Source organism: Alishewanella sp. HL-SH06, assembly GCF_052656265.1.
In genome coordinates this window covers 2,872,698-2,891,053 of sequence record NZ_CP199752.1, presented here as the reverse complement: position 1 = coordinate 2,891,053, position 18,356 = coordinate 2,872,698, and the positions used below count along the sequence as shown (strand labels likewise).

Here is an 18,356-nt window from a genome sequence, read left to right as displayed (position 1 = left end):
GGGCGCCCGATGCTACGCACCGACTTAAAGATATTTAAAAGCCAGCGCATGACGCAAAACGCCAACGCCGGCGGCCAACGCACAAGTAACGAAGTTACCAGCGGCCAGCTAAACGAAGTGTTTGGCAACATCAGCGCCATAGACCACGCCCAAAGCGCGGTAGACATTGTAAAAGTGTACCCGGCAGTAAGCACCGCTAACACCGCACTGCTGCAAGATGGCCACGTGCTGATTAACGAACCGCCCGTGGATCCGCTTGTTGATGTGATCATGGTTGAATCTGCCGCCATTACCGACAGCAGCACCCGCGCTGATATTATTAACGTTATTGAATCAGGCGTAACAGCGGGTTTGTTATTGCGTAGCGGCTTGTCAGAAATGGTGCCCGGGCAAAACCTTATTAATGCGCTAGATCTTAGCAGCGGTAATGCAGGCACCAACGAGCAGTTAGTGGTATCACTCACCCCTGGCACTATCATTGCTATCAGTGTGGAGTATACGGGCACCGAAAGCACAACGTATCCGCGCTTTACGCATTACGCTAAAGTGGTCAGCAGTGGTACGGGTTCAAACGTAGTGTTTTCGCCAGGTATCCCGTTTATTACACCTGGGCGCGACACTCCCGTTAATAGCCAAACCCGTTGCACTAAGTTGCGGGCCACCACGCAAAACGATGCGGTTACTTATCACGGCAGCACCGAACTTACCTCGCCTGTTAGCGCGGGTGGCCAAACGTTGGCCGTAGCCCATACTAATGGCCAGTTACTACCCAAGCTAACCCAAGCGGTTATCCGTTCAGACAATACGCCGTTTGAAAGCACCGATGGCCTAAACCGATCCGAGTTAATCATTCCTGCAACTGGGGTTAACTATGTTGTCGAAATTCCGAGTGTGGCGGATCTCGACGGTAACAACACGGGCAGCACACCCGCGTTTAAAGTAAATTATGTTGTGGGTGGCACACCTAAAAGCCGTAGTTATAGCATTAGTAATTACAGCAATGGCCAGTTTTCGTTTAACTTGTCTGAATTGCCCGACGCCGGATCCGAGGTGTTCATTTATTACTTTGATGGCACTACGTATGAAATGTGGAGCAATCAAAACACCATACCGGTTGGTTATACGGTTGTAAGCACAACCCTGCGCGGCACCATTTCAAACGGCAGTTCGTTGCTTACAGCGCAATGGCGCAATGATGGCGTTTATGCCCAAACGGGCCAATTCACCTGGATGTTAGCCGCATTAATTGATAGCAGCGGGGCCGTAGCGCAGTATGTAAATGGTTACAACAACTTAAGCTACACGGCGGTGATCATCAATGGCGCCGCCTCAGGCCAAACCACCACAACCGTAGATTTTGTATTAGATTACAGCAGCATTCTTACTGACACACTGTACATAACAGCACAGTTGGCAGCAGGTGGCACAGTAAGCGCATCAGCCGATAGCAGCGGCGTGATCTCCGGCGTAGGCGTTACCGGTACTATCAGCAATAGTGTGGTATCACTCACCTTTACTAACGCCATTATTCGTAGCAGTATTAATTACACCGTAACCGAATTACAGCTGCTCACCCCGCCCGCCGCACTGTTTGGCATTAACCAGTTACGTTTAATAAATAATGGCAACGTGCCACTGTTCCGGCAGTACGGTGTGCTGAGCATTAGCCACACCGAATACCAAACGGCAGACTTACCCAATGGCACCGTATTGCAAAAACGGCCAGATGCGTTTGTTGATATAGTAGATAGCACCGGTGCCAGTTTATGGCACCCGTTAGATCAGCATTTCAGTTACGACAAAACAACCGGTGAAATCACCATTATCGACAGCAGCAGCTTTACTGGCCCGTTTGAAATTACCGACACCATCAGCGAGTTGGCACAAGTATCTTCTGTAAATAGCAACACCATTGCACTTACCACGCCACTGGCGGGCAGCTATCCAGCTGGCAGCGTTATTAGCAGCGTACAAGTGCTGGGCAATATGCAAGCCGCCGCCAACGTACTGTTCGACATGACCACCTGGGCCAACGAATGGAGCGATGTTATAACCGGCACTGCTGCCAATGGTAATTACAACGAGCTGAATTACCCGGTAGAAGTAGAGAACCGCAGCGCCATTAACGAGCGCTGGGTAATTATTTTTACCAGCGGCACCGCCTTTCGTTGCATAGGCGAGGGGGTAGGGCAAATCGCCACCGGCGACACGCTAAACGACTTTGCCCCCATCAACCCCAATACCAACCAACCCTATTTTGTTATTCGGCAACAAGGCTGGGGTGGCGGCTGGAACGCAGGCGAATGTGTACGTTTTAACACCGAAGCCGCCGCCAAACCGCTAGTGCTACTGCGCGCCGTAAGCGCCGGCCATAGCCAAATAGAGCAAGATTCAATCAGATTACACTTCCGCGGCAACGCGGATTAACGGAGTAAAAATGGCTTCTTATCCAGTTACAGTTTACCGGTGGGATGATCCGGGCGCGCCGCAATTATCAAATGGTAATATTTCATCGTTCTTTGAAGTATTGCAAAAATGCCTAGTAGATGGATATGGCACAAAAACCCCTTTAGGTTGGACGCGCTCTTATTATGACCCCATAACATTTAAATCAGCATGGCGCAATAATGTAAGTGCTGGTGGTAGTGGTGGCTCAGTGTATTTTTACAGCAATACAGAAACAAATAATAATACAACGGTTATTCGAGCAACTAATTGCAAAAATATTGATGAAACAGGCGCTATATTTGGTCGTGGCAAATTAAGTGCAATGAGCTACGCCACAGGCGTAACCCGCTGGGTAATAATTGGCACTGCTATTGGTTTTTACTTTTATAACTTTGGCACAGACAACTTTACTAATAATGTAGTTTCAATGTCAGCTGGCGGGTTTTCTGGCCAGAGAATTTCATTTTACGCCGGTGATTTATTTTCTACAGTGCCAAATGATGCTGGCAGATTTTTGTTAGTAATGGATCTTTTAAATGCAGGTGATAACGCGACAGGTGGTGGTGCCCAGAACATTGGTCAAATGTCACATTTTCAATTTGATAGCTCTCGGATTTTAGTTTGGGATGCAGATAATAACCAAAGCTCAGTAAGTTATGGTTTCGCTGCAGGCTTAAACACAGGAACAACTAACCCAAGCATTACTAGCACTGTTGCTTTTCAAAGAGTTTTCCCACTTTTATTAACACCTGTCTTAATTAGTTTAAGTACGGCAGCTAATTTAGATAGAAATGGTGATTTTGTAAACGTTAGCCTTTCTCGACCTTATATTAGAGGTATTGTGCCAGGTATATTTTGTGCCCAATTTTATGTGGCAAACACTCAAGAGCTACCATATGTAATTAGTGAAAACACCGATCAATATCATGCCTTACAAACAGCAGGTGTTAACTTGGCATCAAACATGGTAATTAAATCAAGTGGTGATTGGCATGATCCATTTATTTAATGTTATTAATAAAACTACTGCTCAGCTTTTTATTGGTTTTTTAGAGTTAGATTTAGATCCACTTGCTGAGCGTTATTGCGTCGCCAACAGAAAAAATTTAGAGCCAGTTTGGTTAGGGCCTTTGCCAAATACAAGCCCTGTTAAACTTGTTGTGCCTATCGAATATACAAACAAAAACGATTTAATGGTGATCATCTTCGACGATGCTGGCACACCAAGCTACAACATGGCCGGCAACGACAAAGTACAAGCCCAGCTGGTCGACGCCAGAACGGTAACACTGAACCCATGAGCCAAGTGCAGCTGCGTTTTGAATATTTAAACAGCGGCACCCAAAGCCCGATCCAACTGCGCTTTGGCGGCACCCCCCGCCACCCCCATTACCCGAGGGGCTGCCAAACACCATTATGGCACTGGCGGCGCGGTATCGGCGGGCAGCGATAAAACAACAACTGGTTACGGCCAACTGGCAAAGCGGTAACGATATAACCGCCCAAGTGCGCATGCGCTTTAGTAGCGCCCCGGCCATTATATTAAACACCACGGCCAACTGGGCCATAACACCGGTTAAGCAGCAACACTGGCAACTGGGCTGGCAAGTTATCCCACTGCAGCAACAGCAAGTTAAACTGCGCTGGCGGCAACTGCCACTGCAACAGCAACACACGCTAACGCACTGGCGCATGGCAGCACTTAAGCAACAACAAAACGTGGCCACCTGGGGCGTGTCAGCACTGCACACCCAGCAGCTACAAACCGGTTATATTTACCCAGGCATCACCGCCAAACGCTTTGATCTGCTCTGGCGCACCGATGGCGAAGTAACCCGTTATTACCGGCTGCCCTATGGCCCACGGCCACCCAGTTACATTTGCACACAAAACTATGTACCGCCAAGCGGCAAAGTTACCCTGCGCTTTATAGACCCTGCCCAACCACAGCAGGGCAACGTAACACTGCGCTTTAGTAACGCCAACAACCCCATCGTGTGCGTGCTAGATAACGGCGGTGGCCTTATGCCGCCATCGCCAGAAGTGCCAACCATAGACACTAGCCGCCCAATACGGCCAGCGCGCCGCAGGAGCTACATTATGCAGCCACAGCTTCGCTGCTATCGCGTAAGCGACAACTTAGAGATCAACATAATCAGCGCAAGCTGGGCCATTAATCGCAGCAGCTGGGCCGCCAACATTACGCTAAATTGTGGCAGCCGCATCGACCGTGATCGCCTGCTTACCGGCGGCCCCCAACTGTTTAAATTAGTGGTGAACGGTTACGAACTGTTCGGTCTGGCCGAAAACGGCAGCATGAGCCACAGTTTCGGCCAAAGCAGTTGGACTATCACCGGCCGCAGCAGCATAGCCGAACTGGCCAGCCCAAACGCCGCTGCAAGGTCATACACCAACACCACCAGCAAAAGTGTGGCGGCATTAATCACCGACGAACTAGACAACACCGGCTGGTCGCTTAACTTTGACATGCTGCCCTTTAACGTACCGGCTGGCGCCTTTAGCTATCAAAACAAAACACCCATTGAAGCCATCGCGCAAATAGTGGCAGGCATTGGCGGCATGCTGTACCCCGACGGCAGCACCAACACCCTACACGTAAAACCGCAATGGCCAGTCGTGCCGTGGGGCATCACCATCGCCACCGCCGATGTAGCAGTGCACGACGATGTTATTTTAAATTACAGCGAAAGCCCCGCCAGCACCCCAGCTTGTAACGCCGTATTTGTAAGGGGCGAGCAACAAGGCGTAGAGTGCAAAGTAAGGCGCAGCGGTACCGCAGGCGATGTACTGGCCAACGACATAGTGGATCCCATCATTACCGATCAACTGGCCGCCCGCCAACGTGGCACCGCCGAACTGGCCGAGTGTGGCCGTAAAACACAAATCAGCATCACACTGCCCGTAATGCAAGATCTGCCCTTATGCCTACCGGGTACCCTGCTGGGCGTAGCCTGGCAAACCGACATTTACAAAGGCATGGTAGACAGCGTAAACCTAACCGCCAGCCGCAACAACGACGGCAGCATGACAGTACGCCAAACGGTGGGAGTGATCCGCAGCTATGAGTAACCAATACCAGCGCCTGCGCGGCCTAACCCAAAGCCAGCCGCGCACCATTGGCACCGTAGTAAGCCACAACGCAGACGGCACCAGCACCGTGCAGCTGTTATCCAATGCCTTTGTTACCGTACTGGGGCAGGGTGTAGCCGTAAACAGCCGTGCCTACATCGAGGGCGGCCGCATTATCGGCCAAGCCGCCGATTTACCGTTTTTTACTATCGACATATAACGCCGCGCCACCAAGCAACGCGCACCCACAACCACAAGCCCCTTTTTAGGGGCTTTTTTATTGCCAAAAAAAGGATCGAACTATGTTTAACTTAGCCGGCCATGCCGCCACTTTAAATGCTGCAACCCAATTATCGCTGCACTCAAGCAACCCCGGCTTAGGCGTAAGCCCAGCTGCTAGTGAATTGTCTGATGCGCCTTACAGCCGCAAAGCCTGTACTTTTGCCGCACCTGTCATGAACGGCGCAGTAGCCGAATCGGTGTTAAGCGCTAACGTAACCTTTGATTTAAGCCTCACCATTGATCAAACCGTTAACTTCATTGGCCTGTGGGCGGGTTCAACTTATTTGGGCTACATCGTGCCCAATAACACGGGCACTTACAGCGGCAGCAACATTACCACCCGCCAGTTCGTGGTTAATGCCAGCACCACTAAGCTCACTCGCACCAACGTTTAACCCAGCACCACGCAACAAGCGCCCGGCAATAGCCGGTTTTTTTGTGCCTAATTTCCACCGAGGCCACTATGCAAACACTACCAGTTATCTTCGGGCGCAGTTACAAGCCAATCAGCTTAGCCATACAAGTACGCACCAACTGCCGCTGGTCACACGTGGGCGCCATTATGCCCGATGGCCGCATTGTCGAAGCCGTAGGCGGGCAGGGCGTAGTGATTACCAGCATGCGCGATTTTAAAAAGCGCTATCGCGAAACCCTAACGCGCCACGCCAACTGCAAAAACACCGAGCTGGCCTATGCGCTGCTCGATTTGCAAATAGGCAAACCGTATGACAACGACGCATTTTGGGGCGTAGCGTTTGGCACGGGCTGGGATGATCTCTGCGCCTACCAATGCGCCGAGCTTATTGGCTCAGCATTAGGCATTTTTGACACGGCACTACTCGCAACGCTAGTGCCCAAAGACATTATAAAGGTGAGCCATGCAGTTAACATTTAGCGAATTTTTAGCAACGATACCCGAGCTAACGCACGATCAAGCGCGCACCGCCGCACGCGACTACGCCCCGCTGCCATACTTGCACCGAATAGAGGGGCCAGTGCGTAAAACGCAGGTAGAAACCGGCTTTATTATCAACGGCACCGAAGAACGCTTAAAAGCCATGCTGGACGATCCAACGGCCAGCGAAACGCAAAAAATGCTTGCAGCCAAAATACTCAAAGCTATGAGCAAGCTGTACCAAGTTGAATTTTACATTAACCTAGCCGATCCCGAAGTAGCGCAAATGTTTAGCCTGGCGCACACGCTTAACGTGCTAAACAACGACGAAGCCACCCGCATTACCGAAGCAGCCATGTACATACCCGCCAAGCCGTGGCCGAATACCACTTTGTACGAAGTGCGTTACAGCCGTGGTGATATGCCAACTAAAGAGTTAATACCTGATGGGCGCTTTGTAACGGTCACCACCAACGCAGACTGCGAAAAGCACAATGCTAGCATTTATGGTTTTAATCCACGCACCCAGCAATGGCAAAGTATCCAAGCGTTTCGGAATGTCGAAAAAGCAGGGACGTATGATGCGGAGATACCTAGCTTTGCGTTTGGGTGGCAGCTAAGAGTTGATGATGCTTATGGGGTGATGTGATGGCGTACAGGCTAAGATTCACTAACAACACTTATGCAGAGTTCCCAAATGCGTTTACTATTAACGGGGGCATTGAAACTTACGTTATAGAGTTCAAGGGTATAGTAAATGAGTTAATGGCTGGCTCTCTATATCCAATAATGGGCAGGAACGGAACACCATCTGGATTTTATTTAACTCCAACTGGTAGGTTTGCGTTTTACACAACCAACTCACTCAGATATGGTACGCCAGACGGATTTATTATAGTCGGTGAAAGGCACAAGTATCGTTTAGAGCATGATTCTAGTGGCGCTTGGCGTGCTTATCGGGATGATGCGCTTTTAAGTAGCGGTACATTCACCTTTTCTACAATAGCATCACCATTAACCCGTATCGGCTCCCCAACAACCGCCCGTGATTTATTAGCTGATATTGAATATATAGAGCTAACACATGCTGGATTGACAACTAAGTGGGATGCTGATTTATCTAACGGCTCAGGTAATACACTATTTACTATAGGCGGCACTAATAACGCCAACATGTTCAACTTCTCAGCAGTAGACGCTGATAAGTGGATTTTTTACAGCGATGCGGGCGGTGTTGAACAAATCACCACCTCTGGCGGCACGGTTGCTGCCACAGCAAGCGCAGTAGCCAGCAGCAGTTTAACTAACAGCCAGCAACTTACCAGCAGTGGAGAAGCCGCCGCAGCGGCCAGTGCGTTAGCCACTAGCACCATCAGCCAATCCCAAAGTATAACCGCAAGTGGTGAGGTTTTAGTGCAAGCCGCTGCGCAGGCCATTAGCAGTGCGGTGAATGAGCAAACCGTTACCGCAAGCGGCACGGCAGCAGCCCAAGCCAGTGCGGTGGCTAGCTCAACCATGGTTAACACCGCTGGCGCGGAGCAAATAGTAAGTACTGGCGGCATTGTGGCAGCGTTGGCCAGTAGCGATGCGCAAAGCAGTTTTGTTAATGATCAGCAGTTAACCACGGGCGGCAATGCTGCAGCCTTAGCCGGTGCAGTAGCAAGCAGCACGGTTATAAACCAAGGCGGTACCGAGCAGGTAATTAGCTCGGGCGGGGTAACCCAAACCGCGGCCACGGGCATTGCCAGCAGCACACTTAGCCAAGAACAGCAGGTGGTAAGCAGCGGCACCGCTACCGCCAGCAGCAGCGCTTTTGCCACCAGCCAACAGGTTAACGAGCAAATCATTGTAACAGGCGCACTGGCCAGCGCAGTAGCCAATGCCATTGCCAGCAGTTCATTAATTAATGAATCGAACAGCGAGCAAGTGATCAGCAGCGGCGGTACCACTGCAGCACAAGCCACTGCACTGTGCGGCACTGCCATAATCAACGAGCAGCACATTAGCAGCAGCGGCGAACTGCTCAGCTATGCGTATGCGTTTGCTGATACGCGCATGGTTAACGGCAATATCATTAAACTAAACCCGTGCGCGATCACGGCAGTGCATTTACAGCCAAGGATCACAGCCACTCATTTAAAACCCAACATCACAGCCACTAAGTGCAACTAAAGGTGCAGCATGGAATTATCAGCATATCGCGGGAAAGATAACATTGAAAAGGTGGCATTTAGCCAAGACGCAGCGCCACTTAATTTTGACATGGCAGGCGTAACCGCCATTAAACTACTGGTAAACGGCGAGCAAGTACCGGGCGACATCACCGGCGATGATCGCAACGTGGTAGCCATTAAAACAGGCCAACTCACACTGCGCCCCGGCTCATACGATGGTTTTATAATCGCCATCAGCCAAGAAGAACCCAGCGGTGTAGTAATAGCCGGCCCAGGGCAAACGGTAGAACTTACCGTTCGGGTTTTGTTGTAGTTACTTGGGGCAAATTTGGGGCAATAGTAAGGCCGCTTCTGTCCGTTTTAGGCCAAGCACCCAACCAAAAGCCCCAGCCAGCAAAGGCCTAGCGCGGCCTGCAAAACCATGTGAGAGGGTTCGAATCCCTCTACTTTTAATTTTTTGTTGTGTTACAAATCTGCTGGTATTGAGCAAATTCTTTTAAAGCAAAATTAATGTAAGCTATAAACGCTTTGGCAGCCATCGTTTCAACATTATTGCCACTGCTTATGGTGAGCATGAGCTTCATTAACACCTGGTTATTATGCAGCTCATCAGTATTAGCTAAAGATGCCATAACCTGTTCAGCAACCACTATCCCAGCTTTAGATGTATTTAATTCTTCCTCTTCAACAATCCATTTAACCATATCAAAGTTAGCCATTTCTCATTCTCCAAAGCTTGCAGTTGCAGCCAAATTAATGGTTAAAAATTGGTTTTGCAAACAGTGAGAACGCAAAAATCAGATGTTTACACTAGGTTTCTTTCTATAATTTCGAAAGTTTTAAGCCGATTGTATAAACAATAAGATATGTTTTGATTTTTGTATTTTATAAATCTTCATATTCCACGTTGCGCACTTTACCCACAGTGCGCCAACTGATGAAAAAAATAAATTTGAAATTTTTTTAAATTTGCTGGATAAATTTATATCAGATGAGTTTTTTTATAAATGGAAATAGGGGCTTTACGTATAACTTAGAAAAGCTATTAATGTGAATCTGGTGATTTAAATTTTATTGTGTAATAGTTACCGTTCAATTTTGCTTTGTGGTGATACTCTAGGGCATCAACTATGAAAAATTCATTTTTATAAATTTCATCTAAACTTTTACCAGCTTTATCAGATTGAAGATCTCTGGTAAAAAATTCGCCAGGTTGTAATGTTACTTTTTTTGATTTGTCATTTTCTCTGACTAAAATATTCTCGTATTCGTAACCTTTGTTTGGCGATCGAATACAAACTGATTCAAGCGTTATTGGTCTTCTGCCAACATTTACTACCCTGATGGTAACTTTAGGTATATTTGAAACACTCTCTGACATTTGCATTCCTTGCAAAGATATTGACTTCGGTTTTTCATTAACTTTACCTGTAACAGTTAATTTGTAAGTATCTCTTCTGTGATTCTCATCAACTGCCCAAAGCGCAACTACTACGGCACCAATTGTGCCTATCGATGTAAGCAAATCAGTTATTTTCAAGTCAATAATTAGACCTGATGAAATTCCAAAAATGTATCCGACTAGAATAAGTAATAAACATACTAGCAATATTACAGGATCTATTAATTTTCTCATTTACCATCCTTGTTTAATTAAACTGCCTTTAATCCTTTCTTGCCGCTCAGCAACATTTTACCCGTTGCTGCTTCCTCAATATGATTACTCCACCACGCCATTAATACGCGCCGACGATCCAAATACGTAGCGCGGTTGTACGCTGCTCGCACTTGGTTTTTTTCTTGGTGTGCTAATGCTGCCTCAATCACATCATGATCAAAGCCCTGTTCGTTTAGCGTGGTACTGGCCAGTGCACGTAAGCCGTGTGATACCAATATGCCTTTATAACCCATGCGCTGCAATGCTCGGTTCGCGGTTTCTGAATGCGTGGCTTTGCCGGGGTTTCTATCGCTTGGAAATATATATTCAGACCGGCCACTGATCGGCTGCATAAAATCAAGCAGCGCCAAAGTTTGATCGGTAAGTGGCACTTTGTGTTCGCGCTTTTGCTTCATGCGTTCAGCCGGTATGCACCACAGCATTTCACTGCGATCTATTTCATCCCAGCGCGCACCGGCTGCTTCGCTTGGCCGCACCATGGTATGCAGTTGCCACTCTATTAAACAGCGCGTTTGTATACGTATTTGCGCAAAGCTAAGGGTTTTCATTAGCTCTGGCAATTGCTCGGGCTTTATGGTGGGCATGTTTGTCGTTTGCGGCGAAGCGAACGCAGCTTTAATACCGGCCAGCGGGTTATGCTGCAAAATGCCGGTGTTAACGCACCAAGTCATTAATTCATTCAGGCGCTGGCAAATGCGCGAAAGGGTTTCGCTTTTGTCGGCCGCTTCAAGCGGTTTCAGTGCATCGATAACAGCAGGGGCAGTCAGTTCGTTAACTGGCCAGTGGCCCAGCTCGTCAAAAACGTGGGAAACAAACGAATTACGAATATTCTGCGCGTGCCGCTCGCTTACCTTAGTAAACTTTACACTGAACCATTTTTCGGCAATGTCTTTTAGCGTGTTGCGCATTTCACGCTGGCGCTTTTCGTTTTGCAGATCCAACCAATTTTGCGGATCGATGTTCTTCGCTAACAGCTCCCGAAATTCAGTACGCATCTTACGCGCTTGATACAAAGAGGTTTCAGGGTAGGTGCCAAGCTTAATCATGTTCGGTTTTTTTAAGTGTGGCCGCTTGTAACGAAACAACCACGACTTACCCCCAGCGGGCGTAATACGCAGCTCTAAACCATCGCCATCATACAGCGAAAAAACCTTGTCTTTTGGCTTCGCTGAGCGTGTTTCTGTATCGCTTAAAGGCCTTGTTTTTATTGCCATTTCACCCCCGAATGATACTACAGCTTTTTCGCCAATTTGGCTGTATTATCATCTGTAGTATCAAAACTGTTTGTTCTTACCGATTTATAATGAACTAAATTGAACGCTAAAATCAAGTAAAAGCCTTATTTTATTGGGGTTTATCGAGCTTTAACGAGACTTCGCGATCTTCCGTGAACGCTGAAATGGCTGCCCCAGCAGGAATCGAACCTGCAACTGCCCCTTAGGAGGGGGCCGTTATATCCATTTAACTATGAGGCAACAGGGCGCAGAGTCTAGCAGAATAAGACCTTGAAGTGAATATTACCTTGCGACCGCTTACGCTGTTGTTTCATAACTCAGAAAGCGGCCTTGATAAAGGCTATCGGCTTTGAAAGCTAACAATATCACCCGGTTGAATATGATTGAGCAATTGTTGGCTCGGCGAGGCGGCCCATGCGCCTTCTGGGGTAATATCGGTAATCGTGAGTTGCACGGGGCTATCAAGTAAACGCCGCAGTTCGGCTTGCTGCGGATCGCGCTGAACTTGAATTAAATTAACCTGATCACCCACTTTTAAACCATGGCTGCTGCCTAAGCCGATCTGAATATGCTGTTGTTTTACTTGGCGGATTTGTGCAAGCAACGGCTGGCATTGGGTTTGTTCTTGAATATCTTGCGCCACGGTACGAAGCACTTGATCAATTTTTTGGCCATAGGGCATGCGCCAAAATGCCACACTGTGGCTATTGGGTGTGGTGTTATCTTGAACTGGCCAAAAACTACTGGTGCGGTATTCTTGTTGGTAATGCACTCGTCGCTCATAGGTATCAAACAAGGTCACTTCTAAAGTAAAGAAGCGTTCTCGTTGGCTGCTTTGCCAAAATTTACTGGTTTTAGCGCCAAGTGATAAATCCTGAATAGTAGCGAATAAAATAAATTGTTGGCCCTCTGCAAAAAACTGATCGGCAACATTGGCGGTTAATTGAGATTGCGCGATGGGTTCGTCACGCACTTGTAATGCTAGGCTTGGGCCAAAGTCACGCAAGTGGCGCGACAGTTGTCGTGTACTGTGTTCACCTAGTTCAAACAACTGGCCATAAATGGCGTCTTGCCGCGCATCTAAATGCACTTGGGTAACCAATAATGGGTTTCGAAAATTAGCCGAACAGCTTTTGGCCATCGGCAAGATATGGGCTTTTAGCGTAATAAACACCTGTTGTTGGCTGTGCGTTTCTGACAGTAGCTGTACTTGTCGCAGCTCCGCGCTAGTGCTAAGCGTAACCGAGTGATGTTGCAAGATCCCTTGCACTACCTGTTGGTGGCTTTCTAATTTTGCCCCTGCAAATAAGGTGGCGCGTTGCAGTGCATCTTCAATGGCCGCTCGACGCGCGCTATCTAAATCGCCACGTTCAATACTGGCTTGCCCGGTGGCTTCATACCAGTTGGCGTAGAGTGAATTACTTTGGCTTAAAGCGGCAAGCCCGAACAAGAGGGTGGATAGAATGCGTATTCTCATAGTCTGCCATCGTCTGAATGTATTGATTAGGTGTAAACGCCTATCGGGTAGTTTGCTTAGCACCGGCGTTACAACGTATCTATTGCTACTGTACAAGCAAATAATGTGCCGAGCTGGTTTTTTGTGATGACTGGCGTGAATTTTGCTTAAGTTTTGATATCAGAAAAGCGTTGGCTTAGGCAGCGCCCGCTGCCGTGACAGGATGGGTTATTATGATTAAGAGCTTAAGCGTAGTTGTGATCCTTACAACATTAACAGCAGCTTGTGGCCAATTGGCTGATAGACATATTGAATATCAACAAGAAACGCCACTGGCTTTCCCGGTGATAACGGCGCTGGGTGCTGCGCCAATATCAGCACAACCGGGTGCGAGTGACAGCCAGCGTATGTTAATGGCGATGCGTGCTTCCAAATTAGAAGCTTATCGAGAATTAGCTGAGCGGGTTTATGGTCAAAGAATTGACAGCAAAAACACCTTAAGTGCCATGGTCGCGCAAAACGATGTGCTAGAAGCGTCAGTGCAAGGTGTGATCCGCGGTGCGCGGGTAGTGAAAACCTATGCGGTTGAAGATACCTATATTACCGAGCTATCGCTGGATTTTGCCGAAGTATATGCAACCTTGCAGCATACCGAGCCGAAGCAAAGTATTCGCAGTGTGCGTTATTTGTGGTGATGGCTAGGCCTATTAAGCGCGGATAATTGCTTAATACGTAAGGTTGGATCAGGCTTTTACGCCACTGCCTTTACTATCTACAGCCGGTTTGCCTTTGTTGGTGTAGGTTAAGCCGGTCTTACCATTCGCCGATAAAATCTCATGCTTTAATCGACCTAGCGTTAACTGGCTGTGTTCTAAAACCTGCTGGTTAACGGCAGTTTGTTGTTTGCACTGCGCCAATAAATCATCCAAAACAGCAATACGCTCATCAAACCAAGATTGTTTGCGTTGCTCAGCCAGGTCTTCAGATTGGCTAAGTGCCTTATCGGTTTGTTCAATTTGTAGCAATAAGGTATTTTTTTGTTCGATGATGTTGTTTAAACGCGGTACATCACGTTCAGTAACCGCTTTAAGTTCATGTTCTAGCAACAACAAAAGCGCAGATAAATGCGCTTGTTGTTGGTTCAGGCAGGTGAGGGTGGCGCTTTGTGCTGTATTCATTAGCGGTCGAATAAATCGCCCTCAAATTGCATGATACGCTTAGCTAACTGCTCAACGTTAATTTTGTATTTGCCTTCAGCAATAGCCTGTTTAATCTTATCGACTTTCTCTTGATCGATACCGCTACTGTTACTGGCCTTTTCTTGCAATTTAGAAAATTGCTGAGCTTGCGGTGTAATAGAAACCGAATCTTGCTTTTGCATTGCCTGACTACCGGCATTTTGCTGCACAGTAGTTTGTTGGCGCTGCACCAGTTGATCGTTTTTATCTGTTTTAACCTGCGGAGTATTTTGCAAGTTATTAATATTAATCGCCATAATAGAACCTCTTCACCTAAACTTTAGTCCTTATGCTTAGGTTAACGGCCGCTACAAAGAAAACTTTAGGTTTATTTTCTAAAATTTCACTTGAACTTGATTAACCCCAACAACCTCTGCTTGAATACTGCGCCCAGATTGCTGGTTTCTCACGGTAACTATAGCACCTAGGGTACCGTCTTGCTGAACCACGCCAGTGGCAGTAACAGATAAACCGCTGTTATTAATTTCTATTGTAACAATATCACCCCGGCATACAAGACAAAGATCTTGAAGGTTGATAATTTGACCAACACTCAGACTGCGTTTATTTTTACTACCAATAATCTCAGCCGGTTGCTGCACAATATTACCCCGAACTAAGCGTCGCTCCCGGCGCTCAATTTCGAGCATATCGGCCGTGATAACCGTTCCTGGAGAAATATTTTGCCGCATCACCACTAAATCAAGATACTCGGTGATCTTAGCTGATATAAACAACTGCCAAGCGACAGGGCTGTCACAGCTTAATTGCACGGTGGTTTGGCGTGGATTGTAGTTTGCCGGTAAACTAAATTGCAGGGCATTAGCACATTCTTTATCACCAATCCGAGTATCCAAAGGGGTCACGCTTATCTCAGTATCTGTTGACAGTTCGCTGGCTAAGGTGTCTTTTAACCAATTTTCTGTCAGGGTCGTTAATTGTTCAGGGTTATAGCTTGCTGAGGTATTTTGCTCGGCAAAAGCCGAAGCATTAAGCGTTAAACTTAAGCACAGTAAGGTAATTAAAGCAGTAATATGACGAAAATTTTCATACTTTTTCATAGGGTTTGTCTATGCTTAACTAACAAAGGGCTATAACATACCTGAATCATGTATTGACGCCGATTTTCTGACAGTTGAACTAGTCATGCAAATATCACGCCTAAAGGCTGAAGTAAGGAAACCCAGATGTCCAGTATTCTAGATTCCGTCAACCAGCGCACCCAACTTGTGGGTCAGAATCGATTAGAGTTGCTGCTGTTTAAGCTTGCTGGACGCCAGCGTTATGGTATTAACGTGTTTAAAGTGCGTGAGGTATTGCAATGTCCGCGTTTAACCAGCATGCCCAAACGCAACAAGTTTGTGCGTGGTATTGCGCACATTCGTGGCCAAACCATATCGGTCATTGATTTAAGCTTGGCTATCGGCGGGCGAGAAATTCAAGATCTTTCCACTGCGTTCATTATTATTTCTGAGTATAACCGCTCGGTGCAGGGCTTTTTAGTTAGTTCAGTTGAGCGCATAGTTAATACCAACTGGGAAACCATCATGCCTCCGCCAAAAGGCACTGGTGGTAAGCAAAGCTATTTAACGGCTGTTACCGAGCTGGATAAAGAATTAATTGAGATCTTGGATGTTGAAAAAATTCTCGAAGAGATTTCACCCTCACCGACAATGATCCACGATGAAACGGTGTCGAAAAGCATTGCAACTGATTTAGGCGATCGAGTCATTTTAATTGCTGATGATTCTACTGTGGCCCGTAATCAGGTGAAACGGGCGCTAGAACCTTTGGGTGTAAAAATGCACTTGGTCAAAAATGGCCGCGAAGCGCTGACCTACCTACAACAATTAAGTGAACAATGCCAACATTCGATCACAGAAAAAGTGGGTTTACTGATCTCTGATATCGAAATGCCGGATATGGATGGCTATACCCTAACAGCGGCGGTGAAAGCTGATGTGAAACTGCGACAGTTACATGTGATTTTACATACCTCGTTAAGTGGCGTGTTTAATCAGCAAATGGTACAAAAAGTGGGGGCTGAGGATTTTATTGCAAAGTTTAATCCCGACGAGTTAGCACAAGCAGTGCAAAAATGGCTCCACGTTGAATAATTGGTAAGGGTTATGCGTGCAGAATAAGCAGTTACAAGAATCGGAATATCGGCAATTTCGGGATTTTCTCGAGCAACAGTGCGGCATCGTGCTGGGTGACAATAAGCAATATTTGGTTAAAAGCCGTTTAACCCCCTTAATGCAACGTTTTAGCCATGGCAGTTTATCTGAACTGGTTGCCAAAACCATGAGTCCGTTTGAACGGCAGTTACGCTCAGCCGTGATTGACGCTATGACCACCAATGAAACCTTATGGTTTCGTGACAACTACCCATACGAGCTACTAAAGAATCAATTATTGCCGGAGCTGGAAAAAACTTGCCGCAGCGTCAAAATTTGGTCAGCGGCTAGCTCATCGGGTCAAGAGCCATATTCTATTTCAATGACCGCGCTAGAGTTTCAGCAAAGTCGGCCAAATGCCTTTCCTGGTGGGGTGAATATTTTAGGTACTGATATATCCAATACAATGCTGGAGCATTGCGCCAGAGCCGAGTACGACGGCTTAGCTTTAGCGCGTGGTTTATCACCTGAGCGACGCACGCGGTTTTTTGAAGATACCTCTAATGGCATGATGCGCGTTAAAGATAACGTGCGTAAAAAAGTGACTTTTCGGCATCTTAACCTGCTAGACAGTTATACTCTGCTAGGGAAATTCGACATCATATTCTGTCGCAACGTATTGATTTACTTTTCTCCTGAAGTGAAAGCGAAAATAATCAAACAGTTTGCTCAGTCATTAAATAGTAAAGGTTACTTAATCCTCGGGGCCTCAGAGTCATTGTCAACCATGAATGAAGACTTTGACATGCTGCGTTGTAATCCGGGCATTATTTACCGCAAGAAATCTTAACTCTGCATCTTGGCCTGCTTTTTGCTTCCTCAAACTAAGGTTACAACATGAGGTGGCAAAAAAATGGCAATCAGTTTAGACAAAGCCTTTGGCATGCACGAACAAGCGTTGCTGGTTCGAGATCGTCGTGCGCAAGTGCTGTCAGAAAACGTCGCTAACGCTGACACTCCTGGCTATAAAGCTAAAGACATCGATTTTCAGCAAGCGCTGGTGAACGCCCAATCTCGGCAAAGCCGTTCCATGCAGCGGACGCATGATGGGCATTTCGCCATTTCTACTGCAACCCGGCACGAAGTGAAGTTTCGTAATCCAGAACAAACTGATACCGGTGATGGTAACAGCGTGGACATGAACCGCGAACGTAATGCCATGATGCAAAATGCCATCGAATACCAGACCAGCCTACAATTTTTGAATAGTCGGATCAGTGGCTTGAAAAAAGCCCTTACAGGCACAGGACAGTAATTATGAGCTTATTTAAAGTGTTTGATATTGCTGGCTCTGGCATGACCGCCCAGTCAGTAAGAATGAATACCACAGCCAGTAACATTGCCAATGCGAACAGCGTGAGCAGTAGTATCGATCAGGTTTACCGTGGTCGTCACCCGGTGTTTGCCACCGAGTTTGCGCAAGCGCAGCGGCAACAAGATGCCGGCTCTGGCGTTAAAGTGCTGGGAATTGTCGAGTCTGACGCACCACCGAATGTGGAATATGCGCCCAATCATCCGTTGGCGGATGAAAATGGCTATGTTTACAAGCCTAATGTCAACATTATGGAAGAAATGGCGAATATGATTTCAGCGTCTCGAGCCTATGAAACCAATGTACAAACCGCAGATGCCGCAAAACAAATGTTAATGCGCACCTTACGGTTAGGTCAGGGTTAAGGAGTA

22 protein-coding genes and 1 tRNA gene are annotated in these 18,356 nt (G+C 47.2%); 15 read left to right on the top strand and 8 right to left on the bottom strand.

The features are described from left to right. Positions 1–9: 9 nt before the first annotated feature. From ACUJFK_RS13310 to ACUJFK_RS13265, 10 genes are all read left to right on the top strand, one after another. Positions 10–2,427, top strand: a complete 2,418-nt coding sequence (locus ACUJFK_RS13310) for a hypothetical protein (RefSeq protein WP_445425167.1) — start codon at positions 10–12, stop codon at positions 2,425–2,427. Positions 2,428–2,437: 10 nt separating this feature from the next. After that, the gene (locus tag ACUJFK_RS13305; protein WP_445425166.1) at positions 2,438–3,457 is read left to right on the top strand and encodes a hypothetical protein; all 1,020 of its coding nucleotides are present in this window, start codon (positions 2,438–2,440) and stop codon (positions 3,455–3,457) included. Continuing rightward, positions 3,441–3,749 carry a hypothetical protein gene (locus ACUJFK_RS13300; RefSeq protein WP_445425165.1) on the top strand — a complete coding sequence of 103 codons (309 nt, stop codon included), beginning with the start codon at positions 3,441–3,443 and terminating at the stop codon, positions 3,747–3,749. Before ACUJFK_RS13305 ends, ACUJFK_RS13300 begins: the two co-directional genes overlap by 17 nt. 115 nt (positions 3,750–3,864) lie before the next feature. Beyond that, the gene (locus ACUJFK_RS13295; protein WP_445425164.1) at positions 3,865–5,538 is read left to right on the top strand and encodes a hypothetical protein; all 1,674 of its coding nucleotides are present in this window, start codon (positions 3,865–3,867) and stop codon (positions 5,536–5,538) included. Further along, a complete protein-coding gene (locus ACUJFK_RS13290) occupies positions 5,531–5,758 on the top strand; it encodes a hypothetical protein (RefSeq protein WP_445425163.1) in 228 nt (75 codons plus the stop codon). The genes ACUJFK_RS13295 and ACUJFK_RS13290 overlap by 8 nt, the downstream gene beginning before the upstream one ends. Positions 5,759–5,840: 82 nt before the next feature. Beyond that, positions 5,841–6,215 carry a hypothetical protein gene (locus ACUJFK_RS13285; RefSeq protein ID WP_445425162.1) on the top strand — a complete coding sequence of 125 codons (375 nt, stop codon included), beginning with the start codon at positions 5,841–5,843 and terminating at the stop codon, positions 6,213–6,215. 68 nt (positions 6,216–6,283) lie between these two features. Further along, complete coding sequence (locus ACUJFK_RS13280; RefSeq protein ID WP_445425161.1) at positions 6,284–6,715, top strand: hypothetical protein; 432 nt, start codon at positions 6,284–6,286, stop codon at positions 6,713–6,715. Then, on the top strand, positions 6,699–7,364 hold the full coding sequence (locus ACUJFK_RS13275; RefSeq protein WP_445425160.1) for a hypothetical protein: 666 nt from the start codon (positions 6,699–6,701) through the stop codon (positions 7,362–7,364). Before ACUJFK_RS13280 ends, ACUJFK_RS13275 begins: the two co-directional genes overlap by 17 nt. A gap of 443 nt (positions 7,365–7,807) precedes the next feature. Then, positions 7,808–8,887 (top strand): hypothetical protein, encoded by a 1,080-nt coding sequence (locus ACUJFK_RS13270; RefSeq protein WP_445425159.1) that lies wholly within the window; start codon positions 7,808–7,810, stop codon positions 8,885–8,887. Between the two features lie 9 nt (positions 8,888–8,896). Next, the gene (locus tag ACUJFK_RS13265; RefSeq protein ID WP_445425158.1) at positions 8,897–9,202 is read left to right on the top strand and encodes a hypothetical protein; all 306 of its coding nucleotides are present in this window, start codon (positions 8,897–8,899) and stop codon (positions 9,200–9,202) included. 136 nt (positions 9,203–9,338) lie between these two features. Here ACUJFK_RS13265 and ACUJFK_RS13260 read toward each other — a convergent pair whose 3' ends face one another. The 5 genes from ACUJFK_RS13260 to ACUJFK_RS13240 all read right to left on the bottom strand — a co-directional run bounded on the left by ACUJFK_RS13260 (position 9,339) and on the right by ACUJFK_RS13240 (position 13,279). Further along, the gene (locus ACUJFK_RS13260; RefSeq protein ID WP_445425157.1) at positions 9,339–9,608 is read right to left on the bottom strand and encodes a hypothetical protein; all 270 of its coding nucleotides are present in this window, start codon (positions 9,606–9,608) and stop codon (positions 9,339–9,341) included. Positions 9,609–9,934: 326 nt separating this feature from the next. Continuing rightward, a complete protein-coding gene (locus tag ACUJFK_RS13255) occupies positions 9,935–10,525 on the bottom strand; it encodes a hypothetical protein (RefSeq protein WP_445425156.1) in 591 nt (196 codons plus the stop codon). A gap of 17 nt (positions 10,526–10,542) precedes the next feature. Further along, positions 10,543–11,781 carry an integrase domain-containing protein gene (locus ACUJFK_RS13250; RefSeq protein WP_445425155.1) on the bottom strand — a complete coding sequence of 413 codons (1,239 nt, stop codon included), beginning with the start codon at positions 11,779–11,781 and terminating at the stop codon, positions 10,543–10,545. Between the two features lie 186 nt (positions 11,782–11,967). Next, positions 11,968–12,042, bottom strand: a tRNA-Arg gene (locus tag ACUJFK_RS13245). 100 nt (positions 12,043–12,142) lie between these two features. Beyond that, complete coding sequence (locus tag ACUJFK_RS13240) at positions 12,143–13,279, bottom strand: flagellar assembly protein T N-terminal domain-containing protein (RefSeq protein ID WP_445425154.1); 1,137 nt, start codon at positions 13,277–13,279, stop codon at positions 12,143–12,145. A 212-nt stretch (positions 13,280–13,491) separates the two neighbouring features. Between ACUJFK_RS13240 and ACUJFK_RS13235 the strand changes: the two genes are divergently transcribed. Beyond that, a complete protein-coding gene (locus ACUJFK_RS13235) occupies positions 13,492–13,953 on the top strand; it encodes an LPP20 family lipoprotein (protein WP_226751789.1) in 462 nt (153 codons plus the stop codon). 48 nt (positions 13,954–14,001) lie between these two features. Here ACUJFK_RS13235 and flgN read toward each other — a convergent pair whose 3' ends face one another. The 3 genes from flgN to flgA all read right to left on the bottom strand — a co-directional run bounded on the left by flgN (position 14,002) and on the right by flgA (position 15,557). Next, complete coding sequence (gene flgN / locus ACUJFK_RS13230; protein WP_306019865.1) at positions 14,002–14,436, bottom strand: flagellar export chaperone FlgN; 435 nt, start codon at positions 14,434–14,436, stop codon at positions 14,002–14,004. After that, on the bottom strand, positions 14,436–14,753 hold the full coding sequence (gene flgM / locus ACUJFK_RS13225; RefSeq protein ID WP_306019864.1) for a flagellar biosynthesis anti-sigma factor FlgM: 318 nt from the start codon (positions 14,751–14,753) through the stop codon (positions 14,436–14,438). The genes flgN and flgM overlap by 1 nt, the downstream gene beginning before the upstream one ends. Positions 14,754–14,831: 78 nt before the next feature. Then, positions 14,832–15,557, bottom strand: a complete 726-nt coding sequence (flgA, locus tag ACUJFK_RS13220; RefSeq protein WP_306019862.1) for a flagellar basal body P-ring formation chaperone FlgA — start codon at positions 15,555–15,557, stop codon at positions 14,832–14,834. Positions 15,558–15,683: 126 nt separating this feature from the next. Here flgA and ACUJFK_RS13215 point away from each other — a divergent pair, with 126 nt between their 5' ends. The 4 genes from ACUJFK_RS13215 (at position 15,684) to flgC (ending at position 18,350) form a co-directional block, all read left to right on the top strand. Continuing rightward, entirely contained in the window at positions 15,684–16,613 is a 930-nt protein-coding gene (locus tag ACUJFK_RS13215) for a chemotaxis protein (RefSeq protein WP_226751793.1), read from the top strand. Between the two features lie 16 nt (positions 16,614–16,629). Next, positions 16,630–17,463, top strand: coding sequence for a CheR family methyltransferase (locus tag ACUJFK_RS13210; RefSeq protein ID WP_306019859.1), 834 nt, complete (start codon positions 16,630–16,632; stop codon positions 17,461–17,463). A 63-nt stretch (positions 17,464–17,526) separates the two neighbouring features. Beyond that, positions 17,527–17,928: a flagellar basal body rod protein FlgB gene (gene flgB, locus ACUJFK_RS13205; RefSeq protein WP_306178057.1), complete on the top strand. Its 402-nt coding sequence runs from the start codon at positions 17,527–17,529 to the stop codon at positions 17,926–17,928. A 2-nt stretch (positions 17,929–17,930) separates the two neighbouring features. After that, on the top strand, positions 17,931–18,350 hold the full coding sequence (flgC, locus tag ACUJFK_RS13200) for a flagellar basal body rod protein FlgC (protein WP_226751796.1): 420 nt from the start codon (positions 17,931–17,933) through the stop codon (positions 18,348–18,350). Positions 18,351–18,356: the final 6 nt, after the last annotated feature.

Excerpts from the sequence above, each read along its gene's own strand:
- ACUJFK_RS13310 (WP_445425167.1), top strand. The coding sequence starts at position 10 with ATGCTACGCACCGACTTAAAGATATTTAAAAGCCAGCGCATGACGCAA.
- ACUJFK_RS13305 (WP_445425166.1), top strand. The coding sequence starts at position 2,438 with ATGGCTTCTTATCCAGTTACAGTTTACCGGTGGGATGATCCGGGCGCG.
- ACUJFK_RS13300 (WP_445425165.1), top strand. The coding sequence starts at position 3,441 with ATGATCCATTTATTTAATGTTATTAATAAAACTACTGCTCAGCTTTTT.
- ACUJFK_RS13295 (WP_445425164.1), top strand. The coding sequence starts at position 3,865 with ATGGCACTGGCGGCGCGGTATCGGCGGGCAGCGATAAAACAACAACTG.
- ACUJFK_RS13290 (WP_445425163.1), top strand. The coding sequence starts at position 5,531 with ATGAGTAACCAATACCAGCGCCTGCGCGGCCTAACCCAAAGCCAGCCG.
- ACUJFK_RS13285 (WP_445425162.1), top strand. The coding sequence starts at position 5,841 with ATGTTTAACTTAGCCGGCCATGCCGCCACTTTAAATGCTGCAACCCAA.
- ACUJFK_RS13280 (WP_445425161.1), top strand. The coding sequence starts at position 6,284 with ATGCAAACACTACCAGTTATCTTCGGGCGCAGTTACAAGCCAATCAGC.
- ACUJFK_RS13275 (WP_445425160.1), top strand. The coding sequence starts at position 6,699 with ATGCAGTTAACATTTAGCGAATTTTTAGCAACGATACCCGAGCTAACG.
- ACUJFK_RS13265 (WP_445425158.1), top strand. The coding sequence starts at position 8,897 with ATGGAATTATCAGCATATCGCGGGAAAGATAACATTGAAAAGGTGGCA.
- ACUJFK_RS13260 (WP_445425157.1), bottom strand. The coding sequence starts at position 9,608 with ATGGCTAACTTTGATATGGTTAAATGGATTGTTGAAGAGGAAGAATTA.
- ACUJFK_RS13255 (WP_445425156.1), bottom strand. The coding sequence starts at position 10,525 with ATGAGAAAATTAATAGATCCTGTAATATTGCTAGTATGTTTATTACTT.
- ACUJFK_RS13250 (WP_445425155.1), bottom strand. The coding sequence starts at position 11,781 with ATGGCAATAAAAACAAGGCCTTTAAGCGATACAGAAACACGCTCAGCG.
- ACUJFK_RS13240 (WP_445425154.1), bottom strand. The coding sequence starts at position 13,279 with ATGAGAATACGCATTCTATCCACCCTCTTGTTCGGGCTTGCCGCTTTA.
- ACUJFK_RS13235 (WP_226751789.1), top strand. The coding sequence starts at position 13,492 with ATGATTAAGAGCTTAAGCGTAGTTGTGATCCTTACAACATTAACAGCA.
- flgN (WP_306019865.1), bottom strand. The coding sequence starts at position 14,436 with ATGAATACAGCACAAAGCGCCACCCTCACCTGCCTGAACCAACAACAA.
- flgM (WP_306019864.1), bottom strand. The coding sequence starts at position 14,753 with ATGGCGATTAATATTAATAACTTGCAAAATACTCCGCAGGTTAAAACA.
- flgA (WP_306019862.1), bottom strand. The coding sequence starts at position 15,557 with ATGAAAAAGTATGAAAATTTTCGTCATATTACTGCTTTAATTACCTTA.
- ACUJFK_RS13215 (WP_226751793.1), top strand. The coding sequence starts at position 15,684 with ATGTCCAGTATTCTAGATTCCGTCAACCAGCGCACCCAACTTGTGGGT.
- flgB (WP_306178057.1), top strand. The coding sequence starts at position 17,527 with ATGGCAATCAGTTTAGACAAAGCCTTTGGCATGCACGAACAAGCGTTG.
- flgC (WP_226751796.1), top strand. The coding sequence starts at position 17,931 with ATGAGCTTATTTAAAGTGTTTGATATTGCTGGCTCTGGCATGACCGCC.